The organism is Pseudomonas sp. SIMBA_041, from assembly GCF_046535095.1.
In the GTDB taxonomy this organism is placed as follows: domain Bacteria; phylum Pseudomonadota; class Gammaproteobacteria; order Pseudomonadales; family Pseudomonadaceae; genus Aquipseudomonas; species Aquipseudomonas mucoides.
The window spans coordinates 1-352 of sequence record NZ_JAWRXJ010000092.1; the positions used below are offsets into that span (position 1 = coordinate 1).

Here is a 352-nt window from a genome sequence, read left to right on the forward strand (position 1 = left end):
GGCCGAGGCGGGCCCGGCCCATGAGCCTCCTAAAGGGCTTCGCCGGCATCAGAAGGCCGACCGCGAAATTGTCCGCCTCCTGCTCATAAGGGTCGCCGGATGAAAAGCCTGCGTGCGATGTATGTATGCCGTCGTTCGGCAGCACATGATCGATGTGACCGTCGAGGAAATAGTGGCCCAACTCGTGGGCCACGCTGAACCGCTGAAATCCCTCGTTCGGAATGTCCGAGGCATAGAGGATGCCGAAGGCGTTCCCGTGCCGCAGCAGCATCCCGGACACGCCGGACTCGGTATCTGGCTTCGCCTGCACTACGATGTCGTGCTTTTGGGCAATCGCATACGGATCGACCGG

Annotated in this window: 1 protein-coding gene; it reads right to left on the bottom strand. The window is 61.6% G+C overall.

Going from position 1 to position 352, the window contains the following annotated elements; translation table 11 throughout:
- The coding region (locus SB725_RS30365; RefSeq protein WP_410923052.1) for an ImmA/IrrE family metallo-endopeptidase at nucleotides 1-352 on the bottom strand (352 nt) is incomplete at both ends.